Below are 25,060 nucleotides of genomic sequence, written 5' to 3'. Positions count from 1 at the left end.
TAAAATGCAAGTCTATATTTAATATTTTATTAACATTGTGATCGGTGGTTAATTGGGGTTTTTACTTATGTTACTGTTATGAATGCTATTTACAAAAGGTTTTGCGGTTATCATCACAAAAAGAACAAACAAAATTTGTGGTTTTATTTAACTAATATGTAACCTTCAATAAACAAAGTGATTCACATAAATGTTTTTGTTGTGAATATCGGAATCATAAAGGTGATGACGTGACAGAAGAACAACGCTTTGACCAGCGCATCGCGCAGGAAACGGCCATCGAACCGCGGGACTGGATGCCGGATGCCTACCGTAAGACCTTGATTCGTCAGATAGGTCAGCACGCGCACTCGGAAATTGTCGGCATGCTGCCGGAAGGCAACTGGATCACCCGCGCGCCGACGCTGCGCCGTAAAGCGATTCTGTTGGCTAAGGTACAGGATGAGGCCGGACACGGGCTGTATCTCTATAGCGCCGCGGAAACGCTGGGCTGCGCCCGGGAAGACCTGTATCAGAAAATGCTCGACGGGCAGATGAAGTACTCCTCCATTTTTAACTACCCGACCCTGAGCTGGGCCGATATCGGCGTGATCGGCTGGCTGGTCGATGGCGCGGCCATCGTCAACCAGGTGGCGCTGTGCCGGACCTCTTACGGCCCCTATGCCCGGGCGATGGTCAAAATTTGCAAAGAAGAGAGTTTTCACCAGCGCCAGGGATTTGAAGCCTGCATGGCGCTGGCGCAGGGCAATGACGCGCAGCGGCAGATGCTGCAGGACGCTATTAACCGCTTCTGGTGGCCGGCGCTGATGATGTTTGGCCCCAACGATGACAACTCGCCGAACAGCGCCCGCAGCATGGCGTGGAAAATCAAACTGCACTCCAACGACGAGCTACGTCAGCGCTTCGTCGATAACACCGTGCCGCAGGTAGAGATCCTCGGTATGACCGTACCGGACCCGGATTTGCAGTTTGATGAAGCCAGCGGCCACTACCGCTTCGGCGAAATCGACTGGCAGGAATTTAACGAGGTGATTAGCGGCCGTGGCATTTGCAATCACGAGCGGCTGGCCGCCAAGCGTAAGGCCTGGGAAGAGGGCGAATGGGTGCGCGAAGCCGCGCTGGCCCATGCGCAAAAACAGCAGGCCCGCAGCGCGGCATGAGGAGAGACAACATGAGCAAAGTTTACTGGCCGTTATATGAAGTGTTCGTTCGCAGCAAACAGGGGTTATCCCATCGTCACGTCGGCAGTCTGCACGCTGCCGATGATCAAATGGCGTTGGAGAATGCCCGCGATGCCTACACCCGCCGCAGCGAAGGCTGCTCAATTTGGGTGGTGAAGGCCAGCGAAATCGTTGCTTCGCAGCCGGATGATCGCGGCGAATTCTTCGACCCGGCGGAAAGCAAAGTCTACCGTCATCCGACTTTCTATACCGTGCCGGACGGCATGGAACATATGTGAGGCGGTGATGAATAATCCTAACCCCGTAGCCACCTACGCCCTGCGTCTTGGCGACAATGGTCTGGTTCTGGCCCAGCGTTTAGGCGCCTGGTGCGGCCATGCTCCCGAGCTCGAGATCGATCTTGCGCTGGCCAACATCGGCCTCGACCTGCTCGGCCAGGCGCGCAATTTTTTAAGCTATGCCGCCGAGCTTAACGGCTGCGGCGACGAAGATACGCTGGCCTTTGGCCGCGATGAGCGCCAGTTCAGCAACCTGCTGCTGGTGGAGCAGCCAAACGGCAATTTTGCCGACACTATCGCCCGCCAGTTCTTTATCGATGTCTGGCACGTCGCTCTGTTCAGCCGCCTGGTGAACAGCCGCGACACGCAGCTGGCGGCCATTGCCGCTAAAGGGCTGAAAGAGGTGCGTTACCACCAGCGCTTTAGCCGCGGCTGGCTGGAGCGTCTGGGTAACGGCACCGAGTTATCAAATCGCAAAATGCAGCAGGCGGTCGACAATCTTTGGCGCTTCACCGGCGAACTGTTCCTTGCCGATGAAGTGGAGCTCAGCCTGGTTGAGCAGGGCATTGCGGTTGATCCGCGCGAGCTTCAGGCCGAATGGCAAAGCGCGGTACACACGGCGCTGCTCGACTCCGGCTTACAAATCCCGCAGGAAGCGGCCTTCCGCAGCGGCGGCAAACAGGGGCTGCACAGTGAACATCTCGGCCCGCTGCTGGCGGAGATGCAATATCTGCAGCGTTCGCATCCCGGACTGCAGTGGTAAGTGAGGTGACTATGCAACGTCTTGCCGATATCGCTCCTGCAGAGGTTCGCACCATCTGGGGGTTATTAAGCGCGATCCCGGATCCGGAAGTGCCGGTACTCACCATCACCGACCTCGGTATGGTACGCAGCGTCGCGCGCCATGGCGACGGCTGGGTGATTGGCTTTACCCCGACCTATTCGGGCTGTCCGGCGACGGAGCATCTGCTGGGCGAGATCCGTACGGTCATGAGCGAGCATGGCTTTCTGCCGGTGCATATCGTCCTGCAGCTGGATCCGCCGTGGACCACCGACTGGATGAGTCAGGATGCTCGCGAGCGCCTGCGCCAGTACGGCATCAGCCCGCCCCAGGGGCACGCCTGCCATGCGGACATGCCCGCTGAGGTGAGCTGTCCGCGCTGCGGCAGCACCCATACTTCGCTGATTAGCGAATTCGGTTCCACGGCCTGCAAAGCGCTCTATCGCTGCGACAGCTGCCGGGAACCTTTTGATTACTTTAAATGTATTTGAGGTTGCCATGACGACGTTCCATTCGCTTAAGGTGGCGAGAGTCGAGCCGGAAACCCGCGATGCGGTGACCATCACTTTTGCGATTCCGCAAGCCCTGCAGGCGGAATACTGTTTTCGCCCGGGCCAGCATCTGACGCTAAAAGCCCGTCTGGGCGGCGAAGAACTGCGCCGCTGTTACTCCATTTGTCGCAGCCGCACGCCAGGCGAAATTAGCGTCGCGGTCAAAGCCATCGACGGCGGGCGCTTCTCGCGCTACGCCCAGCACGATATCCAGCAGGGTATGGAGCTGGAAGTGATGGTGCCGCAGGGGCATTTCGGTTATCAACCGCAGGCCGAACGGCAGGGTGAGTATCTGGCGATTGCCGCCGGTTCCGGGATCACGCCGATGATGGCGATCATTAGCGCGACGCTGGCGACCGAGTCGCAAAGCCGCTTTACGCTGATCTACGGCAACCGCAGCAGCCATAGCATGATGTTCCGCCAGGCGCTGGCCGATTTAAAAGACCGCTATCCGCAGCGCCTGCAGGTGATACACCTGTTTAGCCAGGAGTCGATGGACAGCGATCTGCTACAGGGGCGCATTGACGGCGACAAACTGCGCCAGCTCGCTGACCATCTGCTGGATTTCAGCCGTTTCGACGAGGCCTTTATCTGCGGGCCGGCGGTGATGATGGACGAGGCGGAAGCGACGTTACGTGAACTTGGCGTAGCGGAGAAATCGATTCATCTCGAACGCTTTAATACCCCAGGCGGCAATGTGAAGCGGGCCGCTGGAGTGCAGGCGGAAGGGCGCACGGTGACCATCCGTCAGGACGGGCGCGATCGGCTTATCGCCCTCAGCGCCGAAGACGACAGCATCCTGGATGCCGCATTGCGTCAGGGCGCCGATCTGCCGTTCGCCTGTAAGGGCGGGGTATGCGCCACCTGTAAATGCAAAGTGCTACGCGGTGAAGTGGCGATGGCCGCCAATTACAGCCTGGAAGCGGATGAGCTGGCGGCGGGCTACGTGCTGAGCTGCCAGTCGTTGCCGACCAGCGGCGATGTAGTGGTCGACTTTGACGCGCGGGGGATGGCATGAGTGACCTGCTGATCCACCGTCATGGCCGGGCGCTTCAGTTGACGCTGAACCGCCCGCAGGCCCGCAACGCGCTGAACAATGCCTTATTAACCCAGATTGCCGAGGTGCTGGAGGCCGCGGCAGTTGATGACAGCGTCGGCGTCTGCGTTATCAGCGGTAACGCGCGTTTTTTCGCCGCCGGGGCTGACCTCAATGAAATGGCGGAAAAAGATCTGCCTGCCACCCTTGATGATATTCGCCCACGGTTATGGGCGCGAATCGATGCCTTTACTAAACCGCTCATCGCTTCGGTCAACGGCTACGCGCTCGGCGCCGGCTGCGAGCTGGCTCTGCTGTGCGACCTGATTGTCGCCGGCGACAACGCCCGCTTTGGCCTGCCGGAAATTACCCTCGGCATTATGCCGGGCGCTGGCGGCACCCAGCGGCTGATCCGCAGCGTTGGCAAGGCGCTGGCCAGCCGGATGGTGCTGAGCGGCGAGAGTATTGACGCCCGCCAGGCGCAACAGGCCGGGCTGGTTAGCGATATCCATCCGGCGGCTTTAACCGATGAGTATGCCCTGAAACTGGCAACCACCATTGCCCGCCATTCGCCGCTGGCGCTACGGGCGGCAAAACAGTCGCTGCGCCTGTCGCAGGAAGTCAGCCTGCAGGCCGGTCTGCAACAGGAGCGCCAGCTGTTTAGCCTGCTGAGCGCCACCGAGGACCGCCGCGAAGGCATCGACGCCTTCTTACAAAAACGTACACCGGAATTTAAAGGACGCTAATCGTGGAAGCTTTCATTCTCAGCGCAGTGGAACAGGGCGTCATGACCATTACCCTCAATCGCCCGGACCGTCTCAACAGTTTTAACGATCTGATGCATCAACAGCTGGCGGAATGTCTGAAGCAGGCCGAGCGCGATGATGGCGTACGCTGCCTGCTGATCACCGGCGCCGGCCGCGGCTTTTGCGCCGGCCAGGATTTGAACGACCGCAATGTCGACCCCAGCGGCCCGCCGCCGGATCTCGGCATGTCGGTAGAACGCTTTTACAACCCGTTAGTGCGCCGTCTGGCGGCGCTGCCGAAGCCGGTTATCTGCGCGGTCAACGGCGTTGCCGCCGGCGCTGGCGCCACCCTGGCGCTGGGCTGCGATATCGTGCTGGCCGCGCGTTCGGCCAAATTTGTGATGGCGTTCAGCAAGCTCGGCCTGGTGCCGGACTGCGGCGGTAGCTGGTTCCTGCCGCGGGTGGCCGGCCGCGCTCGCGCGATGGGGCTGGCGCTGCTGGGCGATAGCCTCAGCGCGGAACAGGCCGCGCAGTGGGGGATTATCTGGCAACTGGTGGACGATTCAGAACTGGCGGATACCAGTCTGCAACTGGCGCGCCATCTGGCGGCGCAACCGACGTTTGGTCTTGGGCTGATTAAAAAGGCGCTGCTGGCTTCTGAAACCAACAGTCTTGATGCGCAGCTGGATCTTGAGCGCGATTATCAGCGCCTGGCCGGGCGCAGCGATGATTACCGCGAAGGGGTCAGCGCGTTTCTGGCCAAGCGGCCACCACAGTTCAGCGGGAAATAGGCCATGACAACATCCTTAGCCACCGTGGCGGTGATTGGCAGCGGCACCATGGGAGCCGGTATTGCTGAAGTAGCCGCTGCCGCCGGACATCCGGTGCGTATTTTCGATATTAATCAAACCGCGATTGCCCAGGCGATCGACGGCATTGCTATGCGTCTGGCATCGCGGGTCGAGCGCGGCAAACTGGCGTCAGAGCAGGCCGACGCGCTGCTGGCGCGCCTGCATCCGGCCCACGATTTAGCCGCGCTTGCCGACGCGGATTTAGTAATTGAAGCGGCCTCTGAACGCTTGGAGGTCAAAACGGCGCTGTTCGCGCAGCTGGCGGAGATCTGCGCGCCGTCAACGTTGTTGACCAGTAACACTTCGTCTATTTCGATTACCGCCATCGCCGCCGGGGTCAAAAACCCGGAGCGGGTGGCCGGGCTGCACTTTTTTAATCCGGCGCCGGTGATGAAGCTGGTCGAGGTGGTGAGTGGCCTGGAGACGTCTGCAGAGGTGGTAGAGCAGCTGTGCCAGTGCGTAAGCGGCTGGGGGAAACAGCCGGTACGCTGCCGCTCAACGCCGGGATTTATCGTTAACCGCGTAGCGCGTCCGTTCTACGCTGAGGCCTGGCGCGCGCTGGAAGAACAGGTTGCCGCTCCTGAGGTTATCGATGCCGCTTTGCGTGACGGCGGCGGTTTTCCGATGGGACCGCTGGCGCTGACTGACCTGATTGGCCAGGACGTCAACTTCGCCGTGACCTGTTCGGTGTTTAACGCTTTCTGGCAGGACCGCCGCTACCTGCCATCGCTACTCCAGCAAGAGCTGGCGCTGGCCGGGCGGCTGGGTAAAAAGAGCGGCCACGGCGTCTATCGCTGGCCCGCGGAGACGCAGCCGGACGCGGCGCTGCCGACGGTATCTATTGGCGCTCAATCCATTACAGCTATAAGTGACAGTGTCACAGAGCTCGATGAGCTCTTATTGCTGGAGACCGAAGGCGAGACCGCGCTGGCGCTAAGCGTTAAGCATCACCGCCCGGTGGTGGTATATGACCTGTGCGCCAGCGATACGGTGGTGCTGGCAGCAGCGGCGACCAACGCGCCTGCGGCCACTGATAAGGCCGTGCATTACTTCCAACAGCAGGGCAAGAAAGTTCTGCGTATTGCCGATTATCCCGGCCTGCTGGTGTGGCGCACGGTGGCGATGCTGATTAACGAAGCGCTGGATGCGGTGCAAAAAGGGATCGCCAGCCCGCATGATATTGATACCGCGATGCGCCTTGGTGTCAATTATCCGCACGGCCCGCTGGCGTGGGGAGAACGCCTTGGCTGGCGGCGGGTGCTGCAACTGCTGGAGAACCTGCAACACCATTATGGCGAGGAGCGCTATCGCCCCAGTTCCCTGTTGCGCCAGAAGGCGCTGATGGAGAAGCACCATGAGCAATGATCCGTGGCGCAACGCGCGCGTGATGTACGAAAAAGATACTTGCGCCAGAAAGATGGGGATTGAACTTATCGAAATGGACGACGGTTTTGCGCAGATGAGCATGACCGTCTCGGCGGACATGCTTAACGGCCATCAGACCTGTCACGGCGGCCAGCTATTTACGCTCGCCGATACCGCTTTCGCTTACGCCTGTAACAGCCAGGGGCTGGCGGCGGTGGCTTCGGCGGCAAATATTGATTTTCTTCGTCCGGCGTTTGCCGGCGACAGGCTGGTCGCCACCGCAAGAGTCAAACAGCAGGGCAAGCTGACCGGCGTCTACGACATCGAAATTGTTAATCAACAGCAAAAGATTGTGGCCCTGTTCCGCGGCAAATCGCACCGTATCGGCGGCACAATCACGGGAGAAGTGTAATGCGCGACGCCTTTATTTGTGACGGGATCCGCACGCCGATTGGCCGCTACGGCGGAGCGCTGGCCGGCGTCCGCGCCGACGATCTGGCGGCGATCCCGCTACGTGAGTTGCTGAGCCGTAACCCCGGGCTCGACCCGGCAGCGATTGATGATGTGATTTTCGGCTGTGCGAACCAGGCCGGTGAGGATAACCGCAACGTGGCGCACATGGCGACGCTGTTGGCAGGTTACCCGCATACCGTGCCGGGCACCACGATTAACCGCTTGTGCGGATCGGGTCTGGATGCGATCGGTTTTGCCGCCAGGGCGATCAAAGCCGGCGATGCCGATCTGCTGATTGCTGGCGGCGTGGAATCGATGTCGCGCGCGCCGTTCGTGATGGGAAAAGCCAGCACGCCGTATCAGCGTCAGGCGGAACTCTTTGATACCACGATTGGCTGGCGTTTTGTGAACCCGCTCATGGCGCAACAATTCGGAACTGACAGCATGCCGGAAACGGCAGAGAATGTAGCTGAATTGTTAAATATCAGCCGGGCCGACCAGGACGCTTTCGCCTGGCGTAGCCAGCAGCGCACGGCGCAGGCCCAGCGCGATGGCATTCTGGCGCAGGAAATCGTGCCGGTGCAGATCATCGGCAAGAAAGGGGCGGTCAGCGCGGTACGCGATGATGAGCATCCCCGCCCGGAAACCACGCTTGAGCAACTCGCACTATTAAAAGCGCCGTTCCGTAAAGGTGGAGTCATTACGGCTGGAAATGCTTCTGGCGTTAACGATGGCGCAGCGGCGCTGATTATCGCCAGTGAACAGCAGGCCAGCGTACAGGGGCTCACGCCGCGCGCGCGTATCGTGGCGATGGCGACGGCGGGTGTTGAACCGCGCCTGATGGGGCTGGGGCCGGTACCGGCAGTGCGTAAAGTGCTGGAGCGAGCCGGACTCAATATTAACGATATGGATCTGATAGAGCTGAATGAGGCCTTCGCCGCGCAGGCGCTGGGGGTGCTCAGACAACTCGGCGTGCCGGATGATGCGGCGCACGTGAATCCCAACGGCGGCGCCATCGCGTTAGGTCATCCGCTGGGCATGAGCGGCGCGCGACTGGCGCTGAGCGCCAGCCTTGAGCTGCAACGCCGGGGCGGGCGTTATGCGCTGTGTACGATGTGTATTGGCGTGGGTCAGGGCATTGCCATGATCCTCGAGCGAGTGTGAGCTAATTTACCTGCGAGTACCCTACAATGATAACTACTACAAAATTAGATCCGATTGAAACCGCATCGCGTGATGAACTGCAGGCTCTGCAAACCCAGCGCCTGAAATGGACGCTGAAGCATGCGTATGAAAATGTGCCGATGTATCGCCGCAAATTCGACGCCGCCGGCGTACACCCTGACGACTTTCGGGAATTAAACGATCTGAAAAAATTCCCCTGTACCACTAAACAAGATCTGCGCGACAACTATCCCTTCGATACCTTTGCGGTGCCGATGGAGCAGGTGGTGCGCATTCACGCCTCTTCCGGCACCACCGGCAAACCGACGGTGGTGGGATATACGCAAAACGATATTGATAACTGGGCCAATATTGTCGCCCGTTCGCTGCGCGCGGCCGGTGGTTCAGCAAAAGATAAAATTCACGTCGCCTACGGCTACGGCTTGTTTACCGGCGGCCTTGGCGCGCACTACGGCGCGGAGCGTTTAGGCGCTACGGTGATCCCGATGTCCGGCGGACAGACCGAAAAACAGGCGCAACTGATCCGCGACTTCCAGCCGGATATGATCATGGTGACGCCGTCTTATTGTCTGAATCTGATTGAAGAGCTGGAGCGCCAGATGGGCGGCGATGCCCGCGGCTGTTCATTGCGGGTCGGCGTCTTTGGCGCCGAGCCGTGGACGCTGGCGATGCGCGCGGAAATCGAGCGCCGCCTGGGTATTACCGCACTGGATATTTACGGTCTGTCAGAGGTGATGGGGCCTGGGGTGGCAATGGAGTGCCTGGAAACCGTTGACGGCCCGACCATCTGGGAAGACCACTTCTTCCCGGAAATCGTCAACCCGGACGACGGTACGCCGCTGGAAGATGGCGAGCATGGCGAACTGCTGTTTACCACGTTGACCAAAGAAGCGCTGCCGGTGATCCGCTATCGTACCCGCGATCTGACTCGCTTGCTGCCGGGAACCGCGCGGACCATGCGCCGCATGGATCGCATCAGTGGACGCAGCGACGATATGCTGATTATCCGCGGGGTTAACGTCTTCCCATCGCAGCTGGAAGAGGAGATCCTCAAGTTTGAACACCTGGCGCCGCACTATCAGTTAGAGGTCAATCGCCGCGGTCATCTTGATTCGCTGGCGGTACGCGTTGAGCTGAAAGAGAGCGGGCTGGCATTAAGTCATGAACAACGCTGCCAGATTTGCCATCAGTTGCGTCACCGCATTAAGTCGATGGTCGGGATCTCCACCGATATTACTATCGTCAACTGCGGCAGCATTCCTCGCTCTGAAGGGAAAGCCTGTCGGGTATTCGACCTGCGTAAAGCGGTGGTCAGCGGTTAATTCTCTCCCCGATAACCCGGCTGAGGCCTTTACGCCGTAAGCCGGGAATTTCCTGTGCTATGATTCATAAAGGAAAAATATAACAACAGAATGAATCAGATGAGTAAACTCGACGCCTTTATTCAACAAGCGGTGACGGCGATGCCGATCAGCGGTACGTCATTGATTGCCTCGCTGTATGGCGACGCTTTATTACAACGCGGTGGGGAAGTGTGGCTGGGTAGCGTCGCGGCGCTGCTGGAAGGATTAGGATTTGGCGAGCGCTTTGTCCGCACTGCGCTATTCCGTCTCAATAAAGAAGAGTGGCTCGATGTCGTGCGTATCGGCCGGCGCAGCTTCTATCGCCTGAGCGATAAAGGGCTACGTCTGACCCGGCGCGCGGAACATAAAATTTATCGGGCGAACGCCCCGGAATGGGACGGAACCTGGCTGCTGCTATTGTCGGAAGGGTTAGAAAAAACGGTTCTGGCGGAAGTCAAAAAGCAACTGTTATGGCAGGGATTTGGCGCGCTGGCGCCGAGCCTGCTGGCCTCGCCGTCGCAAAAACTGGCCGATGTCCAATCGCTGCTACATGAAGCGGGCGTTGCCGAAAACGTCATCTGTTTTGAAGCCCATTCGCCGCTGGCGCTCTCAAGGGCGGCGCTGCGCGACCGCGTAGAGGAGTGCTGGCACCTCACCGAACAAAATGAGATGTACGAGGCGTTTATCGCATTGTTCCGACCATTACTGCCGCTGCTACGCGACAGCGAGCCGTCAGAGTTGACGCCGGAGCGCTGTTTCCAGATCCAACTGCTCCTTATCCATTTCTATCGCCGGGTGGTATTAAAAGACCCGCTGCTGCCGGAAGAGCTCCTGCCGGCGCATTGGGCCGGGCAAACCGCGCGGCAGCTGTGCATCAATATTTATCAACGCGTGACGCCAGGCGCGCTGGCCTTCGTCGGCGAAAAAGGGGAAAGCTCAGTTGGCGAGCTTCCCGCCCCGGGTCCGCTTTATTTTCAACGCTTTGGCGGTTTGCCGGGCGTCTAAGGAGGTTGCATGCCGATTTATCAGATTGATGGGCTGACGCCAGTGGTGCCGGATGAGAGCTATGTTCATCCGACGGCGGTACTCATTGGCGACGTGATCCTGGGAAAAGGGGTCTATGTTGGGCCTAATGCCAGCCTGCGCGGCGACTTCGGCCGTATTGTAGTAAAAGACGGAGCCAATATTCAGGATAACTGCGTCATGCACGGCTTCCCCGGCCAGGATACCGTGGTGGAAGAGGACGGTCACATCGGCCACGGCGCTATCCTGCACGGCTGTGTGATTGGCCGCAACGCGCTGGTGGGAATGAGCGCGGTGATTATCGACGGGGCGGTAATTGGCGAAAATAGTATTGTCGGCGCTTCAGCTTTCGTAAAAGCGAAAGCGGAAATGCCCGCTAACCATTTGATCATCGGCAGCCCGGCAAAAGCGATTCGTACGCTGAGCGAACAGGAACTGGAGTGGAAAATACATGGTACCCGTGAATACCAGGTGCTGGTCGAACGTTGTAAGCAGACGCTGCATCAGGTGGAGCCATTAAAAGAGATGGAGGCCGGGCGCAAGCGTCTGGAATTTGACGAAAACCTGCGGCCAAAATCCTAAACCTGAGGGGTAACTATAATGGCAGAGAAATTATCCGCTCACTGTCACTGCGGTGCGGTGGCATTTACCGTTGAGCTCAGCGATGGCTTCAACACCGTTCGTCGCTGTAACTGTTCATATTGTCGAATGCGTGGGGCAGTCGCGGTCTCTTCGCCGCGTTCAGGAATAGAGGTGGTACGCGGAAGGGATAAGCTCACAGAGTATCGCTTTAATACGGGGGAAGCCGTGCACTTTTTCTGCTCGGTATGCGGGATCTACACCTTTCATCAACGGCGATCAAACCCGCAGCAGTATGGGGTAAATGTGGCCTGCATTGATGGCGTTTCGCCTTTCGATTTTGCTTGCGTGGAGGTCAACGACGGCGTGAATCATCCAAAAGATGGCGGCGGAGGCGTGGTGGGGTATTTGCACTACGAGAAAAAGTAAAACTCTCCTCCCGCAGGCAGCGAGAGGAGTCAAATATTAGGCTGCAACTACGCTGTCGATAGCCGCTTTGGCATCGGACTGCGCTTTGGCCGCAACTTCTGGACCATAAGCAATACCCTCTGCAAACACGAAGTTCACGTCGGTGATGCCGATAAAGCCAAGGAAGGTGGTCAGATACGGCGTAACCAGATCGGTCGGCGTATCTTTATGAATACCACCGCGGCTGGTCAGTACTACCGCACGTTTACCGGTGACCAGGCCTTCCGGACCTTTCTCGGTGTAACGGAAGGTGACGCCTGCGCGGGCAACCAGGTCGAAATAGTTTTTCAGCTGAGTCGGGATGTTGAAGTTATACATCGGCGCGGCGATAACAATCACATCGTTAGCTTTCAGTTCAGCTATCAGTTCATCGGACAGTGCCAGCGCTTCCTGTTGACGTGCGGTCAACTGTGCATCACTCGGACGCAGCGCGCCAACCAGTTCACCATCCAGAACCGGAATCGGGTTTGCCGCCAGATCGCGCACGGTGATAACGTCGCCTGCGTGTTTTTCACGCCATTGTTCAACAAAATAGTCGGACAGTTGGCCGGATTGCGAGTACCCTGCAAGAATACTGGACTTCAGAACTAATACTTTGCTCATGGGTGTTTCCTTTTAATGTGATTGACGGGTCAATGCCCTGGTGCTTGTTGACACTGTATTCACAATCATGCCGCAGAGATAGCGCAATATATCGAATCCTATGTTCAATTTTTTTGAACAAGGCATGAGTTCCACAGATGTGGTAATCTACAGGAATATTTCATGAGAGATTTTTCCGGCAGAGCGCTGCCCGATAACATTATGACAGAACAACAAAAATTCACTTTCTCGCAGCTCTATGAACGGCTCGATGGCCTGATGCTGCGCGATAAATCGCGCTATAGCCGCCGCCTGCATGGCGCAAAGAAGGTTAAAAATCCTGATGCCCAGCAGGCCATTCTGCACGAGATGGCGCGGGAGATAGAGCAGGCAGCAGGGAAAGTCCTGCTACGCGAAGCCGCGCGTCCGGCAATCACCTATCCGGAAAACCTGCCGGTTAGCCAGAAAAAACAAGAGATTCTCGAAGCGGTGCGCGATCACCAGGTGGTGATCGTCGCCGGTGAGACCGGTTCTGGTAAAACCACTCAGCTACCCAAAATCTGCATGGAGCTGGGGCGCGGCCTGAAAGGCCTGATTGGCCACACCCAGCCGCGTCGACTGGCGGCGCGCACCGTCGCTAACCGTATTGCCGAAGAGCTGCAGAGCGAGCCGGGTGGCTGTATCGGTTATAAAGTCCGCTTCAGCGACCACGTCAGCGAAAACACCATGGTTAAGCTGATGACCGACGGTATCCTGCTGGCGGAAATCCAGCAGGATCGTCTGCTGATGCAGTATGACACCATCATTATTGATGAGGCGCACGAGCGCAGTCTGAACATTGATTTTCTGCTGGGCTATCTGAAAGAGCTCCTGCCGCGCCGCCCGGACCTGAAAATTATCATTACTTCGGCGACCATCGACCCGGAACGTTTCTCAAAGCATTTCAATAATGCGCCGATTATCGAAGTCTCCGGGCGGACTTACCCGGTGGAAGTGCGCTATCGGCCGATAGTGGAAGAGGCAGACGATACCGAGCGCGATCAGCTACAGGCGATTTTTGATGCGGTTGACGAACTGGGGCGCGAAGGGCCCGGCGATATCCTGATCTTTATGAGCGGCGAGCGGGAAATCCGCGATACCGCCGAGGCGTTGAATAAGCTCAATCTGCGTCACACCGAAGTGCTGCCGCTGTATGCTCGTTTATCCAATAGTGAGCAAAACCGGGTCTTCCAGTCCCATAGCGGGCGGCGTATTGTCCTGGCAACCAACGTTGCCGAAACCTCGTTGACGGTTCCGGGCATCAAATACGTTATCGATCCGGGTACCGCTCGCATCAGTCGCTACAGCTACCGTACAAAAGTGCAGCGCCTGCCTATCGAGCCAGTATCACAGGCCTCCGCTAATCAGCGTAAAGGCCGTTGCGGACGTGTGTCTGAAGGCATCTGTATTCGTCTTTACTCGGAAGACGATTTCCTGTCGCGGCCGGAATTTACCGACCCGGAAATTCTGCGTACCAACCTGGCCTCGGTCATTCTGCAAATGACCGCTCTGGGGCTGGGCGATATCGCCGCGTTTCCGTTTGTCGAAGCGCCGGATAAGCGCAACATCCAGGATGGCGTTCGTCTGCTGGAAGAGCTTGGCGCCATCACCACCGATGAGCAGGCAACGGCCTATAAGCTGACCCCGCTGGGCCGCCAGCTCAGCCAGCTACCGGTGGATCCGCGTCTGGCGCGGATGGTGCTGGAAGCGCAGAAACATGGCTGCGTGCGTGAAGTGATGATCATCACTTCCGCGCTGTCGATTCAGGATCCGCGCGAGCGCCCCATGGACAAGCAGCAGGCATCCGATGAAAAGCATCGTCGCTTCCACGATAAAGAGTCTGATTTCCTTGCGTTTGTCAATTTGTGGAACTATCTCGGCGAACAACAAAAGGCGCTCTCTTCGAATCAGTTCCGCCGCCAGTGCCGGGTGGATTTCCTCAACTATTTACGCGTGCGTGAATGGCAGGATATTTACACCCAACTGCGCCAGGTCGTGAAAGAACTCGGCCTGCCGATCAACAGCGAGCCAGCGGAGTACCGTGAAATTCATACCGCGCTGCTGACCGGTTTGTTGTCGCATATCGGGATGAAGGACTCCGATAAACAGGAGTATACCGGCGCCCGTAATGCGCGGTTCTCTATCTTCCCCGGCTCTGGTCTATTCAAGAAGCCGCCGAAGTGGACGATGGTTGCGGAACTGGTGGAGACCAGCCGCCTGTGGGGGCGCATTGCCGCCCGCATTGAGCCGGAGTGGGTCGAGCCGGTGGCCCAGCATCTGATTAAACGTTCATATAGTGAACCGCACTGGGAGCGGTCGCAGGGCGCGGTAATGGCGACAGAAAAGGTCACCGTCTACGGTCTGCCAATCGTCGCCGCGCGTAAGGTCAACTATAGCCAGATTGACCCGGCGCTGTGTCGTGAGCTGTTCATCCGCCACGCGCTGGTAGAGGGCGACTGGCAGACGCGGCATGCTTTCTTCCGCGATAACCTGAAGCTGCGCGCTGAAATCGAAGAGCTGGAGCATAAGTCGCGCCGTCGCGACATCCTGGTGGATGACGAGACGATGTTCGAGTTTTATGACCAGCGCATTAGCCACGATGTTATCTCCGCTCGCCACTTTGATAAGTGGTGGAAGCAGGCCAGCCGCGAAACGCCAGACTTGCTCAATTTTGAAAAGAGCATGCTGATTAAAGAGGGGGCGGAGCAGGTCAGTAAACTGGACTACCCGAATTTCTGGCATCAGGGCAATCTTAAACTGCGTCTTAGCTATCAGTTTGAACCTGGTGCGGATGCCGATGGCGTAACGGTTCATATTCCGCTGCCGCTGCTCAACCAGGTAGAGGAAGCCGGGTTTGAATGGCAGATCCCTGGCCTGCGTCGCGAGCTGGTCATCGCATTAATTAAATCGTTGCCGAAACCCGTTCGGCGTAATTTCGTCCCGGCGCCTAATTACGCCGAGGCGTTTTTAGGCCGCGCGACGCCGCTGGCGTTGCCGCTACTGGATTCGCTGGAGCGTGAGCTGCGTAAAATGACCGGCGTGACCATCGACCGCGAATCCTGGCAGTGGGATCAGGTGCCCGATCACCTGAAAATCACTTTCCGGGTGGTGGATGACAAAAATAAGAAACTGCTGGAAGGACGCTCTCTGCAGTTCTTAAAAGACGCGCTTAAAGGTAAAGTTCAGGAGACGTTATCGGCGGTGGCCGACGATGGTATTGAACAGAGCGGGCTGCATATCTGGAGTTTCGGCACCCTGGCGGAGAGTTACGAACAGAAGCGCGGTAATTATAAGGTGAAAGCCTGGCCGGCGCTGGTGGACGAGCGTGACAGCGTTGCCATCAAACTGTTTGATAATCCACAGGAACAGCAGCAGGCGATGTGGCGTGGTCTGCGCCGTTTACTGTTGCTCAATATTCCGTCGCCGATTAAGTATCTGCACGAGAAACTGCCCAACAAAGCCAAACTGGGACTCTATTTCAACCCTTATGGCAAGGTGCTGGATTTGATTGACGACTGCATCTCCTGTGGTGTTGACAAGCTTATCGATGAAGCCGGCGGCCCGGTGTGGACCGAAGAGGGCTTTAGTAAACTGCAAGATAAAGTGCGCGCCGAACTGAACGACACGGTGGTCGATATCGCGAAGCAGGTCGAGCAGATCCTGACGGCGGTATTTAACATCAATAAGCGTCTGAAAGGGCGGGTAGATATGACGATGGCCCTGGGGCTGTCGGATATTAAAGCGCAGATGGCGGGTCTGGTTTATCGCGGCTTTGTTACCGGCAACGGTTTCCGCCGCCTCGGCGATACGCTGCGTTATCTGCAGGCAATTGAAAAGCGTCTTGAGAAGCTGGCAATCGACCCGCATCGTGACCGCGCGCAGATGCTAAAAGTCGAGAGCGTGCAACAGGCGTGGCAGCAGTGGTTGAATAAGCTGCCGCCGAATCGCCGCGATGACGACGACGTACAGGAGATCCGCTGGATGATCGAAGAGCTGCGCGTCAGCTTCTTTGCTCAGCAGTTGGGTACTCCGTATCCAATCTCGGACAAACGCGTGTTGCAGGCGATGGAGCAAATTACGCCGTAACCTGGCTGGTTGTCCCCGGTGGCGCTGCGCTTACCGGGGCTACTCGCTTAAGCGTTTACCCACGCCAGAGTAAAGCCGTCCCAGCCTTTAGTGCCCACGGTCTGCAGCGCCGTTGCCGTCAACCGTGGCTCGGCGCCCATCATCTCAATGAATTGACGCACGCCCTGAACGCGCTCGTCGGCGCTCTGTGGGTTGACCACTTCACCGTCGCGTACCACGTTATCGCCAATAATTAAGGTTCCTGGGCGGGAATAACGTAGCGCCCAGCGTAGATAATGGGGATTATTCGGCTTATCGGCATCGATGAAGATCAGGTCGAAAGCGGGACATTCGCCAAGCGCCTCCAGAGACTGTAGCGCCGGCCCCTCTCGCAGCGTGACCCGCTGGTCAACGCCCGCCAGCAGCAGATTCTCCCGCGCCACCTGGGCATGATGCGCGTCGGCCTCCAGCGTGAGTAGTTGGCCGTCGGCAGGAAGCTCGCGCGCCATCCAGATGGTGCTATAGCCGCCGAGAGTACCGATCTCCAGTATCCGCTTAGCCTGGGTAAGCCGTACCAGCAGGGCGAGAAACTGCCCCTGATTGGCGGCGACATCGTGTGCCGGCAGCCCGGCTCGATGGTTGTTTTCCAGTACCCGATCGAGCACAGGATCGCCGGGGATTAAGGCCTCAATCAAATAATTGTCTACTGCCGACCACTGTTGTTGCATATGACGCTTCCCCATTTAGCTCCCTGATGAGTCAGACCAGCCGCCTCCCAGCGCCCGGTACAAATCAATCTGCGCCAGCAGCAGGTTATTTTTCACCTGCACCACGCTCAACTGAGTGGAGAATAACGTACGTTGCGCATCCAACACGTCCAGATAGGAAGAGTAGCCGTTACGATAGCGGTTCTGCGCGATACGCAACGTCTCTGCGGCGACCGATTCCTGCTCCTGGAGCTCGCTTAACTGTTCGCTGTAGCGGCTGATGGCATCCAGGCTATCGTTCACCTCTTTGAACGCGCCGCGTACGGTTTTCTCATATCCGTATAACGCCTGATTGCGCTGGGCCATCGAGACATCAACCTGCGCATTTAGCGCCTGGCGGTTGAGTAACGGCGCCAGAATACTGCCGCCAAGGCTCCATAATCGCAGCGGGTTGTCGAGCAGATCCGGTAGCGTTCTGTCCTGCAGGCTGCCGGTGGCGGTAAGGTTGATGGAAGGCAGCAACTGCGCCTGCGACGACGCGAGGGTGGCATCAGCGGCCACCAGTTGGCGTTGAGCCTGCACAATGTCCGGACGGCGGCTCATTAGCGTCGAGGGTAACTGTGAGGGCAGGCGTAGCGGGCTAAGTTGTGCGAACTCGTTACGTTTTACCGCACCGGGATTGTCGCCCAAGAGAACGCTCAGGGCGTTCTCTTGTTGCGCGATTTGATGCTGCAATGGCGGGATCTGCGCCCGCGTCGAGCGCAGTTCGGAATCCGCCTGCATGAGCTCCAGGCGCGAGGTATAGCCGGTTTCATACTGCCGTTTAGCCAGATTCCACGCATCTTCTCGCGATTTCAGCGTTTGGCGGGTGACCCGCAACTGCTCGTCTAATGACAACAAGGTGACGTAGCCGACGGCGACCGATGTCGCCACGGTCAGATTAGCGGCGGCGGCAGCGGCTTTCTGCGCTTCAAGGCTGGCTTCGGCTGCGCTGGCGGCGTTGCGGTTGGCCCCCCAAATATCGACGTCATAGCTGGCGGTCAGGCCGCCTTTGTACAGCGTGCTGTGGATGGGCAGACCAGTCGCGGCGGACTGTGCGCGAGCGCGGGTACCGGTCAGGCTGGCATCAAGCGAGGGGAATAAGCTGCTATCAGCGGCGTAGGCACGCGCCTGATACTCGTTAACTCGCTCGCGGGCGATCAGGACGTCGCTGTTGTAGCGCAACGCCCGATCGACATACTGATTAAGCGCGCTATCGTGAAAATTGCGCCACCACACGCCTTCCACCGGGCTGGAAGGACCCACATCGGCACGCCAGGCGGCAGGGATCGCTAGCGTAGGCTCCGCACGTGGGACATCGGCAGACTGACAACCGACCAGCGCCAGCGCCAGCGCCACGGCAAGGGTTAACGGGCGGATCATTGTTTATTCTCCGCGCGGGTATCAATCGTCACCTGCACCGACATCCCCGGACGCAGACGATAGCTGTTTTTCTGCCCCTCATCGACCGCGATACGGACAGGGATCCGCTGGGCGATTTTGACAAAGTTGCCGGTCGCGTTATCCGGCGAGATCGCGCTGAATTCGACGCCGGTCGCTGGCGAAATACTTTGTACTTTGCCGTGGAAGGTTTCGCTGTTCAACGCATCGACCGAGAAGGTGACCGGCTGGCCGACGCGCACCTCGGCGAGCTGTGTCTCTTTCAGGTTGGCGATAACCCAGTGCTGAGGCGGTACCAGCGAGGTCAAATGCGTACCGGCGCTGACATAGGCGCCGAGGCGTACGGAGATCTGCCCCAGTTGCCCGGCCGTCGGGGCGATAATCCGCGTATTCTGCAGGTCGATTTCGGCAAGCTCCAGCGCCGCTTTGGCGCTGGCCACATCGGCCTCCAGCGAATCGCGATTGACGATAGTGGACTGCAGATCCTGGCGCGACATCTCCAGTGTGGCTTTCGCCTGTTCGATATCGGCTGCGCCTTGAGCCGCGCTGGCCCGCGCAGAGTCGCGTTCGCGAATGGATAACGAACCGTCCGCGGTGAGTTCCTGTACGCGTTTTAAATCGGCTTGGGTTTTCTGATTCTGCGCGCGGGCGTTTTGCAAGGCGGCCTCGTTTTTGACGATGGTCGCTTCGGCGCTTTTCCGCTGCTGCTGATTGTTTTTCAGCGCCGCCTGTTTCATCGCCAACGTTGCCTGCGCCTGGTGCACCCGCTGTTTATAGATGCGATCGTCAATCTGGAACAGCACCTGTCCCGGCTGAACGGTATCGAAATCTTTGACGTTCACCGCGGTGATATACCCGTTAACCTGCGGACTGATAAACGTCGTCTGACCGCGCACGTAAGCGTTATCGGTAAACTGACTATGCCGGGTGAAAGGGGGCAACTGCCAGGCGTAAAGAATAACCAATACGCCGACGATGCCGATCGCCGCGGCGGTAAAAATAGACACCACGCGGATGTTGTTTCGGGTATTGGCCTGTTGCCTGGCCGCGTCCTGCTGACTCATAACCACTCCAGAGTAAAAATTATCTTATTATTTGTTGCCGGTTGCGCGTTTTAACGCGATACGGGCGGTGATTCGCAATCTGATTAAGCGCCAGAAAATCCACACCAGCGTTGCGGCAGAGATCGCCGCCGTCAGGAGATAAGTGTCATTGTAGGCGAGAATATTGGCCTGTAGCGTCGAGGCGTTTTGCAGCAGCGTGGTAGCCTGCACGTTCAATAGCGTGCTGTCGCCAATCTGGCTTTGGTACATCTGGCTATACTGCTGCAGTCGCTCGACGATCAGCGGGTTTAGCGTGGTTATCTGATCGGCCAACTGGCTGGAATGAAATTTTTCGCGCCAGGTCTGAAAAGTACCGAGGATAGCTGAGCCGAGCAGGCCGCCGATATTTTGGCTCATGCCAAACAGTACCGAGAAGCTGACCAGATTCCGCTGGTCGGCAATCACCCCGCCAATTCCCGCCAGCATGGCCGGCGCAAGGAAGAAGGCGCTGCCGAAGCCTAGTAAAAACTGGCTGAACATCAACTGTTCCGGACGGGTCAGGGCAGTGGACTGACTATCAAGCAAGGAGGCAATCATAATCAACGCCAGCGCGGTCGCGGTGGGCCAGTAGAGGCGCTGCGGGTTAAGCGTCAGGCAACTGGCGACGATACCGCAGACGATACCGGCGAAAATCGACCATGCCAGGTTGGTCATCTGCTCGTTTTGCAAGCCGACGTACTGCAGCCAACCGATGACCCCGGTATTCTGTTCCGCCAGCACGATGCGAATCAGCAACATAATCAGTCCCAGACGAAGGATACTGCCGCTGGAAAGCCATTTGGTGTTAAGCAGCGGGTTAGTGCGATTATGCTCGAAGGCGATAGCCGAAACGATCAGCACCACCGCTCCCGCCAGCGACCAGCCAAGCCACGGCGCCTCAAACCACCAGTCCAGACGGCCCAGCGACAGGACCGCGCAGACTAAAGCCATACCGGGCGCCAGCAGGAAGAAGGTAATAAAGTCCTTCTTCTCAAACACCTTTTTGCGGTCGCTTGGCGGCAGTTTCAGCGCGATGACGCAGGCCAGCGACACCAGCGCCAGGCCGAGCTCAAAGAAGTAGAGCCCGCGCCATTCGTCAATCTGCAGCAGTTCGGTCGAGAACAGACGCGCCAGCGGGATCGCCAGCGACGATCCGGTGATACCGATGGTCAACGCCTTCAGGCGGTGGCGCGCCGGCCAGGCCTGCACCTGATAGTAAATTCCCAGTGAACTCAACGCCGCTGCCACCATGCCGTGCGCCGCGCGCACCATCATTGCCGAGCTGAGGTCGTTGACGAACAGGTGGAAGAAAGTGACCAGTACATACAGTACCAGGAAGCCTTCGGTAAAGGCGCGCAGGCCAAACTGTTGGCGAAATTTCACCAGCAGCAGGTTGATGGAAACGTTAGTCATAACGTAGACCGCCGGCAGCCATGCGATTTCCGTCGACCAGGCGGCAAAAGTGCCCTGCAGCAGCTGCAGGTTGGCGGTAACGACGGCGTTACCCAGCGCGCCGGTCAGGCACACCAGCAGCCCGACGATGCCATAAGCGACGCGTTTCGGCGTACTGTGGATCGGCGTCGACGGCGAACCGAGCATCGCCGGTTTTTCATGCGGCGCCCAGTCGTGGGGCACATAAGGATTAGCTTCGCGACGAGGCATTATTTCTTTTCCACCTCGTGCAGCAGCTTTTCCAGTACCCGGTGGGTTTGCTCACGCTCTTCCGGAGTAATGGCGGTGAGGATCTCCTCGCGCAGGTCGTCGGCGACCGCTTTCACCTGATGGAAAAGCGCCATCCCTTTGGCGGTGGCAACCAACAGACGCTTACGTTTATCGCTGTCAGGCTTAACGCGCTCCACCAGTTCAAGTTCGACCAGGCGGTTAATGAGCGGGACGATGGTGGCGCTTTCGACACCCAGTTCCTGCGCCAGTTCGCTTTGCGAGAGGGGCTGCTCGTTGCGGGCAATGGCTGACACCGCCACCCATGACGCCTGGCTCATGCCTAGATTTTTTAACCGCCGGTTAACCGCCAGCCGCCAGTGATGCGCGGTTAAGTATAAGAGATGGGAAAAGTTAAGCTGTCGGTTATCCATGTTCCGCCTGCAAAATCATTAGAGCTCTAATGATTTTAGGCGCGGGGATTTACTGATTTCAAGTCACGAAGATAAAAATAGGTTAACGCAATGTGCGTTTTTTGTGGGAAAGGCAGGCTGGCACGTGGAGAAAAAAATAAAAAACCCGGGCGAGCCCGGGTTTCGTATATGGATTACCTGGACATTAGCCCGGATAGATGCCGCGATCTTTACGCGCCAGCAGAATGCGCTCGCAGGCGACGATGTAGGCCGCGGTACGCAGAGAACACGCTTTCTCGGCGGCTTTATCACAGACGTGAACAATAGCATCGGTCATGATGCGGTCCATCTTGGCGTTGATCTCTTCTTCGCTCCAGAAGAAGCTCGCCATGTCCTGCACCCATTCGAAGTAGCTGACGGTCACGCCGCCGGCGTTACAGATAACGTCCGGAACCACGATCACCCCGCGGTCGGCCAGCACGTCGTCGGCGTCCGGATAGGTCGGGCCGTTGGCGCCTTCGAGGATCAGCTTACAGCTGATTTTTTCCGCGCGTTCACGGGTGATTTGGCCTTCCAGCGCCGCCGGGATCAGGATATCCATCTCGGTGGTCCAGAAATCTTCTTTGGCGATTTCACGCGCGCCCGGGAAACCAGCAATCTTCTTGTTCTCGGCCTGCCATGCGGTCAGCGCCTGCATGTCGATGCCGCCTTCGTTGAACAGGGTCGCGGTATGGTCCTGGATCACGACAATGCGCGCGCCAACGTCTGCAAACAGACGAGCGGCTTCGCTGCCGACGTTACCAAAACCTTGCAGCGCCACTTTCGCGCCTTCGATTTCGATCCCGTTGCGACGAGCCACTTCACGACCGGTGACGAAGACGCCGCGGCCGGTGGCTTTTTCACGGCCCAGCGAACCGCCGAGATGAATCGGCTTACCGGTAACCACGCCGGTGATAGTGGTGCCGTGATTCATGGAGTAGGTGTCCATCATCCACGCCATCACTTTACCGTTGGTGCCAACGTCCGGCGCCGGGATATCTTTCTGTGGCCCAATGATAATGCCGATTTCACTTGTATAGCGACGAGTCAGACGTTCCAGCTCGCCTTCAGACAGTGAGAACGGGTCGACGCGGATGCCGCCTTTGGCTCCGCCGTAAGGAATATTGACCGCGGCGCACTTAATGGTCATCCAGGCAGAAAGCGCCATTACCTCGTTAAGATCGACATCCGGATGGTAGCGAACACCACCTTTACCCGGTCCACGCGATAGATTGTGCTGTACGCGATAGCCTTCGAAATGGCGGATGGTGCCATCATCCATCTGTACTGGAATATCAACGATCAGCGCGCGTTTCGGGTGACGCAGAGTTTCCACCCAGTAGGCGAGGTCGCCCAGATACGGCGCGACGCGGTCGATCTGGCGCAGGTAAGTGGTCCATGGAGATGTACTACTTTCAGATGCGTAAGATAACTTTTCCATAAGAGTCCTGTATCTCAATGTTATTTGTGTCGTGTAAAACCGTGGAATAGGTACAGCAGTAAAATCTGTGTGATGAATGTTATCACCAATTTTATAAACCAGTATTTGACGGCTATTCCGAATTTTACATTTTTGTTAGTTTTTTGGGGTTGCATTTGAATAAATAAGCACGACCAGGTGCCTGCATGTCATGCATTGATATGCATATTTTATGCAGATAAGTGAATATAGAAATAATTTTTTCATATTTTTCATTATCTTGATGATCCTCTAAAAGTGAATAAAATGATTCATGGTTGTATTGACTTTGTTGCTCGTCAGGGCCCAGCATTAGCTCACGCAATACACAAGGTATTAACCGTGAATTAACATATATCCATACAAATAAAATGGCTTATTTCAGTTGTGGTGAAAATATTTGTCATCGCAGCGGGACGTGTGCGCCCTGAAAACGGCTAAAGGGAAATTGTTAAATTCGACTATTCACGATTGGCCAATTTATGCCGCCGATCCTCGTTCCGGAGAATTGTTATGTCAGGCAGTATCACTCGCGAAGATTTTGATGCTTATATGGTTCCGTGTTTCGCTCCCGCGCCGTTTATCCCGGTGAAAGCGGCGGGCTCCCGCGTCTGGGACCAGCAGGGTAAAGAGTACATTGACGTGGCTGGCGGCATTGCGGTTAACGCGCTGGGTCATGCGAATCCGGCGCTGGCTAACGCGCTGAAAGCGCAGCTGGATAAGCTGTGGCACATCGGCAACGGCTATACCAACGAACCGGTGCTGCAGCTGGCGAAAACCCTGGTGGAGTCGACCTTCGCCGATAAAATTTTCTTCTGTAACTCCGGTGCTGAAGCCAACGAAGCCGCGCTGAAGCTGGCGCGCAAGTATGCGCACGACAAATTCGGCGCTGACAAGAGCGAAATTATCGCCTTCAAAAACTCTTTCCATGGCCGCACTCTGTTTACCGTCACCGTGGGAGGACAGCCGAAGTATTCCAGCGACTATGCGCCATTACCGCAGGACATCACCCATCTGCCGTATAACGACATCGACGCGGTGAAAGCGGCGTTCTCTTCCCGCACCTGCGCGGTCATCGTCGAGCCGATTATCGGCGAAGGTGGCGTCATGCCGGCGGATCCGCAATTCCTGCAGGTGCTGCGCGAGCTGTGCGATAAGCATGAAGCAACGCTGATTTTTGATGAAGTGCAGACCGGCGCCGGGCGTACCGGCCAACTGTATGCTTACCAGCATTACAACGTGGTTCCGGATATTCTCACCAGCGCGAAAGGGCTGGGCGGCGGCTTCCCAATTGGCGCGATGCTGGCGAAAGAGGCCTGGGCGCAGGTGTTCCAGCCGGGTACTCACGGCACGACTTTCGGCGGCAACCCGCTGGCGGCGACCGTCGCTAATAGCGTGCTGGCGCAAATAGATAGTGCGCTGCTGGCGGGCGTGGGCGAACGCCATACCCTTATCGTCGATAAACTCAATGCGCTGAACGCCAAATATGATGTCTTTAGCGCCGTGCGCGGAATGGGGCTGCTGATTGGCGCCGAACTGGCAAGCCATCTGCGCGGCAAAGCCAAAGCGCTGACCAATCTGGCGGCGGAAGAGGGGTTGATCGCGCTGATAGCCGGGCCGGACGTACTGCGTTTCGCCCCGGCGCTCAATATTCCACTGGCGGATATTGATGAAGCCTTTGTGCGCCTTGAGCGCGCCGTCGCCCGCTTAACCAGCTAATCCGGGAGACGGCCTA

23 protein-coding genes are annotated in these 25,060 nt (G+C 57.6%); 16 read left to right on the top strand and 7 right to left on the bottom strand.

The window, feature by feature from the left end; all coding sequences use genetic code 11:
• The first annotated feature begins 230 nt into the window (after window positions 1-230).
• The 14 genes from paaA (at window position 231) to AC2CGP_RS02985 (ending at window position 11,801) form a co-directional block, all read left to right on the top strand.
• The gene (paaA, locus tag AC2CGP_RS03050; RefSeq protein ID WP_015366333.1) at window positions 231-1,160 is read left to right on the top strand and encodes a 1,2-phenylacetyl-CoA epoxidase subunit PaaA; all 930 of its coding nucleotides are present in this window, start codon (window positions 231-233) and stop codon (window positions 1,158-1,160) included.
• An 11-nt stretch (window positions 1,161-1,171) separates the two neighbouring features.
• Window positions 1,172-1,459, top strand: coding sequence for a 1,2-phenylacetyl-CoA epoxidase subunit PaaB (paaB, locus tag AC2CGP_RS03045; RefSeq protein WP_015366334.1), 288 nt, complete (start codon window positions 1,172-1,174; stop codon window positions 1,457-1,459).
• Between the two features lie 7 nt (window positions 1,460-1,466).
• A complete protein-coding gene (gene paaC, locus AC2CGP_RS03040; RefSeq protein ID WP_015366335.1) occupies window positions 1,467-2,222 on the top strand; it encodes a 1,2-phenylacetyl-CoA epoxidase subunit PaaC in 756 nt (251 codons plus the stop codon).
• A gap of 11 nt (window positions 2,223-2,233) precedes the next feature.
• On the top strand, window positions 2,234-2,731 hold the full coding sequence (paaD, locus tag AC2CGP_RS03035; RefSeq protein WP_004224495.1) for a 1,2-phenylacetyl-CoA epoxidase subunit PaaD: 498 nt from the start codon (window positions 2,234-2,236) through the stop codon (window positions 2,729-2,731).
• A 7-nt stretch (window positions 2,732-2,738) separates the two neighbouring features.
• On the top strand, window positions 2,739-3,809 hold the full coding sequence (gene paaE / locus AC2CGP_RS03030) for a 1,2-phenylacetyl-CoA epoxidase subunit PaaE (RefSeq protein WP_015366337.1): 1,071 nt from the start codon (window positions 2,739-2,741) through the stop codon (window positions 3,807-3,809).
• The gene (gene paaF / locus AC2CGP_RS03025) at window positions 3,806-4,573 is read left to right on the top strand and encodes a 2,3-dehydroadipyl-CoA hydratase PaaF (RefSeq protein WP_015366338.1); all 768 of its coding nucleotides are present in this window, start codon (window positions 3,806-3,808) and stop codon (window positions 4,571-4,573) included. The genes paaE and paaF overlap by 4 nt, the downstream gene beginning before the upstream one ends.
• Window positions 4,574-4,575: 2 nt before the next feature.
• Window positions 4,576-5,364: a 2-(1,2-epoxy-1,2-dihydrophenyl)acetyl-CoA isomerase PaaG gene (gene paaG / locus AC2CGP_RS03020; RefSeq protein WP_015366339.1), complete on the top strand. Its 789-nt coding sequence runs from the start codon at window positions 4,576-4,578 to the stop codon at window positions 5,362-5,364.
• A gap of 3 nt (window positions 5,365-5,367) precedes the next feature.
• The gene (gene paaH, locus AC2CGP_RS03015; protein WP_126028038.1) at window positions 5,368-6,789 is read left to right on the top strand and encodes a 3-hydroxyacyl-CoA dehydrogenase PaaH; all 1,422 of its coding nucleotides are present in this window, start codon (window positions 5,368-5,370) and stop codon (window positions 6,787-6,789) included.
• Window positions 6,779-7,201: a hydroxyphenylacetyl-CoA thioesterase PaaI gene (paaI, locus tag AC2CGP_RS03010; RefSeq protein WP_015366341.1), complete on the top strand. Its 423-nt coding sequence runs from the start codon at window positions 6,779-6,781 to the stop codon at window positions 7,199-7,201. The genes paaH and paaI overlap by 11 nt, the downstream gene beginning before the upstream one ends.
• Window positions 7,201-8,406 (top strand): 3-oxoadipyl-CoA thiolase, encoded by a 1,206-nt coding sequence (pcaF, locus tag AC2CGP_RS03005; protein WP_015366342.1) that lies wholly within the window; start codon window positions 7,201-7,203, stop codon window positions 8,404-8,406. The genes paaI and pcaF overlap by 1 nt, the downstream gene beginning before the upstream one ends.
• A gap of 26 nt (window positions 8,407-8,432) precedes the next feature.
• On the top strand, window positions 8,433-9,749 hold the full coding sequence (paaK, locus tag AC2CGP_RS03000; protein WP_004224503.1) for a phenylacetate--CoA ligase PaaK: 1,317 nt from the start codon (window positions 8,433-8,435) through the stop codon (window positions 9,747-9,749).
• A gap of 99 nt (window positions 9,750-9,848) precedes the next feature.
• Window positions 9,849-10,775 (top strand): phenylacetic acid degradation operon negative regulatory protein PaaX, encoded by a 927-nt coding sequence (paaX, locus tag AC2CGP_RS02995; RefSeq protein ID WP_026612287.1) that lies wholly within the window; start codon window positions 9,849-9,851, stop codon window positions 10,773-10,775.
• Window positions 10,776-10,784: 9 nt separating this feature from the next.
• Window positions 10,785-11,375, top strand: a complete 591-nt coding sequence (gene paaY, locus AC2CGP_RS02990) for a phenylacetic acid degradation protein PaaY (RefSeq protein WP_032711763.1) — start codon at window positions 10,785-10,787, stop codon at window positions 11,373-11,375.
• Window positions 11,376-11,390: 15 nt separating this feature from the next.
• A complete protein-coding gene (locus AC2CGP_RS02985) occupies window positions 11,391-11,801 on the top strand; it encodes a GFA family protein (RefSeq protein ID WP_087867673.1) in 411 nt (136 codons plus the stop codon).
• A gap of 36 nt (window positions 11,802-11,837) precedes the next feature.
• Here the strand turns inward: AC2CGP_RS02985 and azoR are convergent, their stop codons facing one another.
• The gene (azoR, locus tag AC2CGP_RS02980; RefSeq protein ID WP_015366346.1) at window positions 11,838-12,443 is read right to left on the bottom strand and encodes an FMN-dependent NADH-azoreductase; all 606 of its coding nucleotides are present in this window, start codon (window positions 12,441-12,443) and stop codon (window positions 11,838-11,840) included.
• A gap of 201 nt (window positions 12,444-12,644) precedes the next feature.
• Between azoR and hrpA the strand changes: the two genes are divergently transcribed.
• Entirely contained in the window at window positions 12,645-16,547 is a 3,903-nt protein-coding gene (gene hrpA / locus AC2CGP_RS02975; protein WP_213759332.1) for an ATP-dependent RNA helicase HrpA, read from the top strand.
• 47 nt (window positions 16,548-16,594) lie between these two features.
• Here the strand turns inward: hrpA and AC2CGP_RS02970 are convergent, their stop codons facing one another.
• From AC2CGP_RS02970 to AC2CGP_RS02945, 6 genes are all read right to left on the bottom strand, one after another.
• Complete coding sequence (locus AC2CGP_RS02970; protein ID WP_213759320.1) at window positions 16,595-17,269, bottom strand: O-methyltransferase; 675 nt, start codon at window positions 17,267-17,269, stop codon at window positions 16,595-16,597.
• Entirely contained in the window at window positions 17,270-18,655 is a 1,386-nt protein-coding gene (locus tag AC2CGP_RS02965) for an efflux transporter outer membrane subunit (protein ID WP_058676077.1), read from the bottom strand.
• Entirely contained in the window at window positions 18,652-19,737 is a 1,086-nt protein-coding gene (locus tag AC2CGP_RS02960) for an HlyD family secretion protein (protein WP_015705600.1), read from the bottom strand. Before AC2CGP_RS02960 ends, AC2CGP_RS02965 begins: the two co-directional genes overlap by 4 nt.
• 27 nt (window positions 19,738-19,764) lie before the next feature.
• Entirely contained in the window at window positions 19,765-21,417 is a 1,653-nt protein-coding gene (locus tag AC2CGP_RS02955) for an MFS transporter (protein ID WP_015705599.1), read from the bottom strand.
• Window positions 21,417-21,848: a MarR family winged helix-turn-helix transcriptional regulator gene (locus AC2CGP_RS02950; protein WP_015366352.1), complete on the bottom strand. Its 432-nt coding sequence runs from the start codon at window positions 21,846-21,848 to the stop codon at window positions 21,417-21,419. The genes AC2CGP_RS02955 and AC2CGP_RS02950 overlap by 1 nt, the downstream gene beginning before the upstream one ends.
• 184 nt (window positions 21,849-22,032) lie before the next feature.
• Window positions 22,033-23,307: a Glu/Leu/Phe/Val family dehydrogenase gene (locus tag AC2CGP_RS02945; protein ID WP_015366353.1), complete on the bottom strand. Its 1,275-nt coding sequence runs from the start codon at window positions 23,305-23,307 to the stop codon at window positions 22,033-22,035.
• Between the two features lie 531 nt (window positions 23,308-23,838).
• Here AC2CGP_RS02945 and AC2CGP_RS02940 point away from each other — a divergent pair.
• Complete coding sequence (locus AC2CGP_RS02940; protein ID WP_042894614.1) at window positions 23,839-25,044, top strand: bifunctional succinylornithine transaminase/acetylornithine transaminase; 1,206 nt, start codon at window positions 23,839-23,841, stop codon at window positions 25,042-25,044.
• Window positions 25,045-25,060 lie beyond the last annotated feature (16 nt).

The sequence above is a fragment of the Klebsiella sp. SYXHC3 genome (assembly GCF_057196925.1).
Note: the sequence above shows the minus strand (reverse complement) of the source record. Positions and strands in the feature narration are given on the sequence as shown.

What these genes read in the sequence shown, in the direction of transcription:
- paaK (WP_004224503.1), top strand. Translation starts at nt 8,433, where the DNA reads ATGATAACTACTACAAAATTAGATCCGATTGAAACCGCATCGCGTGAT.
- AC2CGP_RS02940 (WP_042894614.1), top strand. Translation starts at nt 23,839, where the DNA reads ATGTCAGGCAGTATCACTCGCGAAGATTTTGATGCTTATATGGTTCCG.
- paaF (WP_015366338.1), top strand. Translation starts at nt 3,806, where the DNA reads ATGAGTGACCTGCTGATCCACCGTCATGGCCGGGCGCTTCAGTTGACG.
- AC2CGP_RS02950 (WP_015366352.1), bottom strand. Translation starts at nt 21,848, where the DNA reads ATGGATAACCGACAGCTTAACTTTTCCCATCTCTTATACTTAACCGCG.
- AC2CGP_RS02945 (WP_015366353.1), bottom strand. Translation starts at nt 23,307, where the DNA reads ATGGAAAAGTTATCTTACGCATCTGAAAGTAGTACATCTCCATGGACC.
- AC2CGP_RS02955 (WP_015705599.1), bottom strand. Translation starts at nt 21,417, where the DNA reads ATGCCTCGTCGCGAAGCTAATCCTTATGTGCCCCACGACTGGGCGCCG.
- pcaF (WP_015366342.1), top strand. Translation starts at nt 7,201, where the DNA reads ATGCGCGACGCCTTTATTTGTGACGGGATCCGCACGCCGATTGGCCGC.
- AC2CGP_RS02970 (WP_213759320.1), bottom strand. Translation starts at nt 17,269, where the DNA reads ATGGGGAAGCGTCATATGCAACAACAGTGGTCGGCAGTAGACAATTAT.
- azoR (WP_015366346.1), bottom strand. Translation starts at nt 12,443, where the DNA reads ATGAGCAAAGTATTAGTTCTGAAGTCCAGTATTCTTGCAGGGTACTCG.
- paaD (WP_004224495.1), top strand. Translation starts at nt 2,234, where the DNA reads ATGCAACGTCTTGCCGATATCGCTCCTGCAGAGGTTCGCACCATCTGG.
- AC2CGP_RS02960 (WP_015705600.1), bottom strand. Translation starts at nt 19,737, where the DNA reads ATGAGTCAGCAGGACGCGGCCAGGCAACAGGCCAATACCCGAAACAAC.
- AC2CGP_RS02965 (WP_058676077.1), bottom strand. Translation starts at nt 18,655, where the DNA reads ATGATCCGCCCGTTAACCCTTGCCGTGGCGCTGGCGCTGGCGCTGGTC.
- paaI (WP_015366341.1), top strand. Translation starts at nt 6,779, where the DNA reads ATGAGCAATGATCCGTGGCGCAACGCGCGCGTGATGTACGAAAAAGAT.
- paaC (WP_015366335.1), top strand. Translation starts at nt 1,467, where the DNA reads ATGAATAATCCTAACCCCGTAGCCACCTACGCCCTGCGTCTTGGCGAC.
- paaY (WP_032711763.1), top strand. Translation starts at nt 10,785, where the DNA reads ATGCCGATTTATCAGATTGATGGGCTGACGCCAGTGGTGCCGGATGAG.
- paaE (WP_015366337.1), top strand. Translation starts at nt 2,739, where the DNA reads ATGACGACGTTCCATTCGCTTAAGGTGGCGAGAGTCGAGCCGGAAACC.
- paaX (WP_026612287.1), top strand. Translation starts at nt 9,849, where the DNA reads ATGAGTAAACTCGACGCCTTTATTCAACAAGCGGTGACGGCGATGCCG.
- paaH (WP_126028038.1), top strand. Translation starts at nt 5,368, where the DNA reads ATGACAACATCCTTAGCCACCGTGGCGGTGATTGGCAGCGGCACCATG.
- paaB (WP_015366334.1), top strand. Translation starts at nt 1,172, where the DNA reads ATGAGCAAAGTTTACTGGCCGTTATATGAAGTGTTCGTTCGCAGCAAA.
- hrpA (WP_213759332.1), top strand. Translation starts at nt 12,645, where the DNA reads ATGACAGAACAACAAAAATTCACTTTCTCGCAGCTCTATGAACGGCTC.